Origin of the sequence: Endozoicomonas sp. ONNA2 (assembly GCF_024606365.1) — a bacterium.
Taxonomy (GTDB): domain Bacteria; phylum Pseudomonadota; class Gammaproteobacteria; order Pseudomonadales; family Endozoicomonadaceae; genus Endozoicomonas.
In genome coordinates, this window is the sequence record NZ_JAHHPO010000943.1 from 1 (window position 1) to 8,533 (window position 8,533).

The window sequence follows — 8,533 nt, forward strand, 5'->3', positions numbered from 1 at the left end:
ACCTCCTGATCCAGATGTACTTTGATCAGGGGAGGGCATCGCAGGGATTTTATACCGATGGAATCATCAGCCGTTAACGCCTGAAAGTAAGCCAGATCGGGTTTAATAATAAAATCCACCGTCACCGGTTCTGTGAGTTCGGAACGAAGAAAGTACTGGCCAGTGCGCCTATCCTTTGCCAGCTGCGTCTGTATCGGAATGGTTCTCAGACCGGTCAGCCGGTCGGCGGGGGTCAGCGATGGTAATGCCTGCCATTCGCTGCCCGGTTTCAGTGTCATGCGTCCGGGGGTTTCACCGGTTTTCAGATCGGTACGCCCGGTTAACAGGGGCAAAAGATTACTCTGATCCACGGGATATTTTGGCAACGGGCTTTTAACTAACGTCTGGTCACTGGTCACATCGGCTGTGTACAGTTTTAGTCGATACAGCCTGGCACGCCATTTAACGGGAAAAAACCGGGTTACCTGAAATTTTATGGACACACCCGGAGGCCTGCCCAAGCTGAAAACCTTCGGTGAATTAGTGTCCGGACCTGTGGAAGATCCCTCTTCTGATGACTGCACAAGAATATAGGGCCACTCAAAGTTGTATGAACAGTACTTCAGATAGGGCTGCCACTCCCGGAACAGATGGCCAGGCCACTGGTCCATGGCAATGTTGCCCAACCGATCGGCCGCCCGGAGCAGCTGCGGCAACGTCAGTTCAAGGGGAATGCGTTGGTGGTGGAAATTATCATTGATGGCACTGGCGCAATCGGTCAGCCACTGACTCAGTTCCTTTGATACCCCCATGGCTTGCAGCCTGAGCCGGTAGTCATCCAGGGTATCCCGGTGGATCTGAACGCCGGTAAATCGACTGGTCAATGATGGCGGGAATGCCGTCCGTCCGGGATAAGTAGGCGGATTAACGGTGCCAATCAATTTGAACCCGGCCTTGTGCGGCAACGGCAGGCGGTCATTAAGAAACTCTTCCAATGGCCCGGAAGGGATAATATTGAGTTCACTGACCACCAGTACTTCACCCAGACGACAGGCACGGTTAAAGGCCTGCACAAACTGGTCAAACTGGTCCGGAGTCCCATTGAGATGCTGAAAGCCTTTTCCGGTTTGTTGTTGCCAGGTGGTCAGGGTCAGTTGCAACAGGGCATCCTTACCCCACCCGGCAGTGCCTTCCACCACCATGGCTACTCGGCCCGGTTCCCTCAGTTGCAGAAATTGCCAGCAGGTTTTTATGTACTCTCTGGTGGCCGGAGTGTCGATGACCAATGGCTTCGATTGCTTCTGATTTACCTGTGCCAACTGTCCGAAAAACTGTTTGAAAGCACGGTGGTACTGGTCCAGCAATGAGCTGTCCACCTTACCGGAACTGTGCCAGTAATCCCTGAGGGCTTGCCATTGGGGTCGCTTGTCCTGATCAATCCGCCCACCCAGACTTTGTCGATACGCTTCGTCAGCCAGAGCCAATAGCTGGGCTTGGCTGGTGGGGCAGGGTGCATCAACCGTGATCATTCTGAACCGGGCCATGATGTCTTTCAGATCTCTTGGCGTCAGCTCATAGTCTGCGGATACCTGTTCTTTGTACTCTGCCAGCAGGGAGAAGATGGTGGCCGCAGCGGTGGACCTCAGTTCCATGGGCCAGGTATCCGGCAGGAGTGGCTCAATGATGGCCTGTTGCAGGACGGACTCCGGCAGTGGCCGGTAATAGAGGCGCAGAATCCGGCTTTGCAATTCAGGGTCAAGCTTCCGCCCCGGATAATTTTCCGGATTACCGGTCAACAAAACCCGGTGATTCTCTTTTAACTCGAACGTTTGGCCATTGACGCAGAGCCGGGGAGACGATTGCAGCAAGCCAGTCAGTGGGGACAATAGTCCGTGCTGCACCAGGTTGGCTTCATTAATCACCAGCAGGCCCGGGCGTCTTCTCCTGGCCCAATCCGTGATCTGGCCCGGTGCCCAATGAGAGACCGTATTGCCCTGTCGGTCCCGTTTCAGGGAGACCGAACCGTACAGGTCTTCCCAGGTGGTGTTCGGTCCCAGGGTCAGGGTTTTCACGGTGTGCTGGTCAGCAACAAGCCGGTTTATTGATGCCTGCCGCCGTTCCTGTAATGCTTGCCCGGTGGCGACGGCCAGACAGGATTTACCGGTACCCGCCGGGCCATTGAGTTCAATGATCTTGTGCTGTCTGAGCATGGTGGTGAGCTGTTCAAGTCGCTTGCCCTGTTGCTGATGATGACGACCGCTGGCCTTCAGCCAATCTGAGGCCAGGGAGGTTGTCAGCAGCGGTTCCGGGAAGGTCTGCTGAAGCTGCTGTTGCAACTGCTCCAGTGGCTCAGACGGATGGCATTGGGTAATGGCGGTCAGTTGCCGGTTCAAGTCCAGGGCCTGGCGATGCACCGGGATACTCCGGCTGCCAAAGACCCGCAGGGCATCATAAAGCAGACGCAGGCGATGGCCAGAGCAGGGTTGGATGTTGTCTTCCAGTACCGGCAAAAGATCCGCCTTGATGCCCGGTTGAGGGAATATGGAGTGGATAATGGCGGCCATCCTGGCGGTGCCAAGGGGGTGAGGCTTGATGAATGTGCCTAGATACCTGGCCATTGCCGGTGCCATATAACGGGCCAATGGCCAGAACGTATCGGCCAGATCCGTTGGGTGCTTCAGGGCAGGCAGGGTTTGCAGGATGGCAGCAATGCCATCACGATCAACCCGTGGCGTGGAATCCGGAAATAGGGCACTGATCTGGGCTTTGACATAACTGTAAATGGTTGCATTACCCCGCACCGGATGGGCCAGTAACTTATTCAGGGCCTTGCGCCAGTGGAAGGGCTCCAGAGTCCCGGCGCGATCCAGCCGCTGTTCAATGGGCAGCTGAGCCTCCAGCAGGGTCAGAAACTCAGAAGGTGCCTGAACCGGAATGACCGGATAGCTTTTGTCCGGGCTCCGGGGCAATGACCGAATGCGTAACAAGAGACAGGCTAATGGCTCGGTTGCATGGGGATGGCGGGACGAAAGGGATTGGATCACACCGGGGGCGGCCAAAATGGACTCGGCTATATCGAGTTCAACATCAACATCAACATCAGGCTCAACACAGCCAGTTGACAGACCACTCCTGTTATCCTGCTGCTGTTGCCAGCGGTGCAACCACGGACTTTGGGCAGGCAGTCGGTCAGCGGGCCAAACTATATGGAGCCGGCAATTGGGCAGGGCATGTTTCTGGCCATAAATCCAGAGATAGGGCTCAGGTGCCAGTAGTGACTCCAGATGCCCTGCCAGGGCCGGGGCATGTTCCAGCCCGGTCAGCACCACCGATTTGCCATGCAGGAGTTGTGTCAATAAGGGGGTTTCTCTCAGCTGGAAACTCAACTTGCCTGACAGTTTCAGCTTGCTGGTAAACCAAAGCTCTTCCCATTGCTGCCCGGCGGCCAGTTGATAACAGTGGGATTTTGCAACGACATTGGCAGGGATATGGGCAACACTGCCGGTACACCGGACCACACTGTCACCGGAAGGCTCTGGCAGGGTGCCTGTCACCAGGGCGGGGGCAACGGGCAGTAATTCGGTCCGTTGTTTCAGGACCCGCCATTGCTCATCGGTCAGTTCCCCGCTAACCAGCAGCTGGTCAAATTCGCTGGCCATCTTCTCAAAACTATCGGTCCGTTGCAGGGTATCTCCCTGTGCGGACAGATCACTGAAGATCCCGTCGAAATTATGGGTATTGATAACCCCGCAGGTTTTGCCGGGTAACACCGGTGTGTTGTTGACTGCTTGTTTGAATGCCGTGATATTCGCTGCCGGGGTGTGATATTGCTGCAAGACCAGTGATGCTGGCAGCTCCACCCGTTCACCATTGGCGATGAAGTAGCCTTGCTCAAGAATGTCCGACAAATGTTGCCAGAATGGGCTTTTGGCATCCGGCGGGTCCACCAGGCAGATGGTCACAGGTTCTGGCTGGCTGCTATCAGTCCGTTGCGAAAATACTGTTCTCCCTTACTGTTGATGGCCAGGTTGCCAAACAGGCTGGCAAGGACATCCTGACCTGCACAGTGAATCAGCAAACTTCCGGGCTCTGGCGGCTCCGTGCGATGGCTTACCGACCGGGATGGCACAGCGGCCGGGGGGTTAGTAACATTGAAGGTTGCTGAAGAGGATGTTTTCAAGGCAAATACCCGACGCCAGAAATCCGGTCCGGGCGCGTCAGGCTGGTGCAGTAAATTGTGGTTAACCAGAACAACCCGGCTGACTGTGGTGCTGATGGGGATGCCATCCAACCGGGGTGGATTCTCCAACAGCTCATTTAATGAGGCCAGCTGCCTGGGCCTGAGGCTATCACAATCAAAAATCAGAGTGATGGGCACTGACTGATAAACAAGTGCGGGACGCTCGGTTTTTTGGCCGGGAGCGGGATAATAGTGCAGCCTTCTTAACGGGTGATGATCCAGGTCGTCCGGATGCCGGATAATAAAAACAAACCCGGTGCCTGTCCTTTGCCGATACCAATGGATCAACCCCTCCTTCTCATCATACCCATCCCTGGATACGAAAAAATGAAACGCATCGCCTACCGGTGATGCCGATTGCTGCAGGTGGCTGATGCAATCGGTGATGGGCGTGACGTTACGGATTGAGCTGGCATGCGCACTATCTGCTGATGCCTGTTGGACTATATATGACAGCTCATTTTTGGCCGGAAAAACCTCAGTTACGAGCATTTTTTTTGGGACTTTACTGGGCTGTGAAGAATCGTCTGCAGAATTTGCCAGCCTTTTTTGAGCCGTTACAAAAGAATGATTACTGGATTGCGGATTGTCATTGCGCGCATTAACCATGGCACCGGGCTGAATAGGAAGCATGAAAAATAGTACTTTTCTAATAGTAATTTCGGTCGGTCAGAGAGTTTAGATGGTGTAAACCGGGAAAAGTTCCTCTCTGATTTGGTGCTTTTGTTTTCGGTTAAAGTGGTTGCATCAGGCTCATTGATCAAGCGTTTTATTTTTTTCACACAGTGCTGGCAATCCAGGGCAATACCCGGAGAAAAAAACCACTGCCGATCTGATCACAACAAGCAGGAGGAACTCTTCTGCTTGAATGCTTAATGCCAAGTTAAATCATGTCCATGATAATAATACTTGAGTAATTGCATGCCAACGAGACTGTGTGCTTCTCTGTAATATGGGTCTGGATTAGCACATATATCATCTGGCTTTTGGTGGAGGTCTATAAGGCTGACTATCTTTGAAGCGCCCCTAAAAAAACGTCTTTAGAATGTTCTGCTACAAAAAAACAACTATTTTCACCTTTCCAGGAAACGCCTTTGTCATCGCGTAATAGATATTTGTAGAAAGATGAAATATGTACAATCTGGTTTGACAGATGTTTGAAATTTGATTCTGCTTCACCACTTAAAATATAGTCAAATAGCTTTTTCGCTTTATCTGAAGACCATGTAATTGGTTTACCTTTATTCTGGTAAGGAAAATCAGAGAAAAATGACCTGTGTCTGGCTAAAATCCACTTATCATCCTCAGATAATTTTTCTTCAACGTTATCTTTTATATCGCCGAGTAGTAGGTCCTCTGACAATTTTGGTTGAGTGAATATGCCATGGCTAGCTAATATATAAGGTGGTTTTGATAACCATTGATTATCAATGTCTGAATAAAACAAAAAATTGGTTCCGAGTTTTTCTAAACGATTAGCCAAATTAGCTTTGTTTTCATATTTAGCCTTATCTATACAAAAGCTTATAATCTTAGTAATGTGTTGAGATATAACAATTCTGATGCAATCCATAAACACGTAACTCATACATTCAGCATGCCACTCTAATTGTTTGGGAAATTTTAGCTGCAGGTCAGTTTCAAGAGAGATACATAAGATATTGTCATGGTTTTTGAAACTGGCTTTCATCTCATTAATTTGAGATTTTGCTAGTCCCTTATCAGAAAACACTATAAACAGTGGGATATCATTTTTACTGAGTTCGGTCCCTTCTTTCAATATTCTTTGGACATAATTCAATCCGTTAAATCTTTCAGGATTATTTTTGCCATCAAATATGGTGGTGCCATGCAGGGCTGCCCATGTATGAAATACTGGGCATGGAGGACATACCTTCAAATCCATAGCAGTAGCTTTCTCTAAAGTATCAATGCCTGAAAACTTTAAACTATCAGCGATATTTCTCCAGGACACTTCATCAATTGAATCAGAATAAGTTGGGTCGAGAGTGAAGACAATATTTTTCGCAAGGTGGACGTAGTAATCATCATTATCTTTTGCGGTCATAACCGGAGAAATGCATCTTGAAGAAAGCTCCTTAGTCCCAAAATAATTTCCTGCGTTTTCTTCTGTGCAAGTAAGATACTTTATGTCATCCCTTTTTGCAGATAGGCTATTTTGCTCTATTTTGGAGTGTGGTAAAGAAGGCACTGGCTGTTCAATTGATTTTACTTGATACACGTTCTTTTCCTTTATGCCTTAAGTAAGTGAAAGTGTGCTTTTGAATATTCTGACCTCTAAGCGAGGAAAAAATTCCAATTATTTTATAACCAGGACATCGGAAATGGATGTTACGATCGAGCATACAGGCGATAAACTTGAAAAATAGAACAGCCAATTACTTTTCAAAAAAGTAGCGATGAGGTCTCTGGACGCTGCTATTACTGGTAGTGAGCGGCTCATTAAATGGAACTGACTGCACGGTAGGCTTATACGAAAGCAAACATCCTCCTGCTTAACAAAATATTATGTAAAGGAGACCAGAGGTACCTGTTATATATTGACTGTATGGTCAGTCGATTTATTCTAAAACAAACGTCTTCCTACTTGGCAAGAATTTATAAAATCTGCTTAACTCAGGCTTTGTGTTCAGCTGACCACTCAAATTGGATATTACTATGACACCTGATTTTTCCGTAGCCCGTGCAGCTAGTACTGAAACGACACGGCATTCAGCCCAAAATGACGAGGAACACACGACTTCTTCCGTAATGCCCTTGGTAAATATCGAGTCATCGGACTTGACACAAGCACCTCAAAGTACCGGGCTGCACAGACGCTCCAGTATTGAAGCAGTTGGCAAATCTTTCTTTCGAAGTTTGCTACCCGAATATCTTCTATTGCATTTAAGCCTCAGGGAAAATCAACACCAGATTGATACCCATCGCAATAGCGTTGACTCTTATGGCGATCAGGATAAACCGATAGAAACTTATGAGCGCAACAAAGTGGCACTCAGAACTCTGAAGTCCAATATCAATGATAATATAATGGTATGCTCCGGACAAAATAACAGAAAATACACCCAGCTACAGATTGATTTTGAAAAACAACATCAGCAATTATATTTTTTTTTGTCAGATAATCTAAATTGCGCTTTACAAACATTTTCCAGCATTGGTTCGTTACTTAACTTCGTCGATTCAGAGTTATTAGAGTTTATTACATTACCCGGTGCGATTAATCCGTTACGGGAATCTTTGGGGATGTTATTTGACAAGGACCAGGCCCAATACCCACACTCTGGTAATGCCGAGACCCTTCAATTGCTATGCAGGATTTCTTGTTCCGTCAATCAGAAGTTAGGGCGAGAGCCGGAACATTCCTATGTTAAAAACAGTTTGATGGCAATGTTGAATTACATGGTCGCCAAGTATATGTGCTGTCGTCTTGATTCACTTGATACTTACGAGCCGATAATGCAATTTATTGAAGATCATGGCAGCATTACCAAAACATTGTTTTCTACAAACCATAGTTTTCTTAATGAGCATATAATAAAGACAATAGAGCGTTTACCTGCAGAAATATCCGCTGAGTCACTGTTTTTACTAAATACCAAGGCGGAAGATATTCGTAAAGACAATGAAAAAATAATTCTCAAAAAGGCATTTTCTGTACTGACCGGTGAGGTTAGATCATTAACTGACGGGGTCATTGCTTTTAACAGAGTAAATTGCTCCGGACTCGGCAAAGGTCACGTTGCCAAACGCTTATTCAACAAGATGTGTGAATTCATTAAAGACTTTGATGATGCCTTGGATACATTTGATAAAGTGACCGATTTTAAACCCGATATTGATGGGAAGTTCTTTGATACTTTATATAAAGAAGTGTTGACCCGGGCAGTCAGTGCTGATCATTATTACCAGCTCGTTAAAAATCGTTCTTTTCATAAAGACATCAGCAAACTATTCCTGAAAGGTTTAGAAAAAAATCCAGCGCATATTGAACTCAAGCATCTTCATAAACAACATGTTGAAGATAAAATCTACCAGCAATTTAACGGATCTGTTGACAGATCAAGAGAGACTCTTATTAAAGAGTGTCAGTCACAGATTGATAGGATTGTTGGCCAATACGAGCGTGAGTACCAAGATAAGATATGTCATAAACTCAACGAGTTAAGTGAAAGCTTTCAGCAAGATATTCATCTGGCTAACTTTGAATTTACAGAAGCTGACGACTGTTTCGAAGCTATTACCTGAATCCGTAAGGTTTTGATTGCACCGGAAGAATTTTACCAATTTAAT

At 47.5% G+C, this 8,533-nt stretch carries 4 protein-coding genes; 1 reads left to right on the forward strand and 3 read right to left on the reverse strand.

What is annotated here, in order from left to right; genetic code table 11:
* From KDK14_RS16765 to KDK14_RS16775, 3 genes are all read right to left on the reverse strand, one after another.
* Window positions 1-3,941, reverse strand: a 3,941-nt coding sequence (locus tag KDK14_RS16765) for an AAA family ATPase (protein ID WP_257266323.1), incomplete at its 3' end; no start/stop codon positions are given.
* Window positions 3,938-4,711 carry a hypothetical protein gene (locus KDK14_RS16770; RefSeq protein WP_257266324.1) on the reverse strand — a complete coding sequence of 258 codons (774 nt, stop codon included), beginning with the start codon at window positions 4,709-4,711 and terminating at the stop codon, window positions 3,938-3,940. The genes KDK14_RS16765 and KDK14_RS16770, both read right to left, overlap by 4 nt.
* A gap of 517 nt (window positions 4,712-5,228) precedes the next feature.
* A complete protein-coding gene (locus KDK14_RS16775) occupies window positions 5,229-6,461 on the reverse strand; it encodes a hypothetical protein (protein WP_257266325.1) in 1,233 nt (410 codons plus the stop codon).
* Window positions 6,462-6,898: 437 nt separating this feature from the next.
* On the opposite strand from KDK14_RS16775, the gene KDK14_RS16780 reads away from it, so the two are divergent.
* The gene (locus tag KDK14_RS16780) at window positions 6,899-8,488 is read left to right on the forward strand and encodes a hypothetical protein (RefSeq protein WP_257266326.1); all 1,590 of its coding nucleotides are present in this window, start codon (window positions 6,899-6,901) and stop codon (window positions 8,486-8,488) included.
* Window positions 8,489-8,533 lie beyond the last annotated feature (45 nt).

What these genes read in the sequence shown, in the direction of transcription:
- KDK14_RS16780 (WP_257266326.1), top strand. Translation starts at nt 6,899, where the DNA reads ATGACACCTGATTTTTCCGTAGCCCGTGCAGCTAGTACTGAAACGACA.
- KDK14_RS16770 (WP_257266324.1), bottom strand. Translation starts at nt 4,711, where the DNA reads ATGCTCGTAACTGAGGTTTTTCCGGCCAAAAATGAGCTGTCATATATA.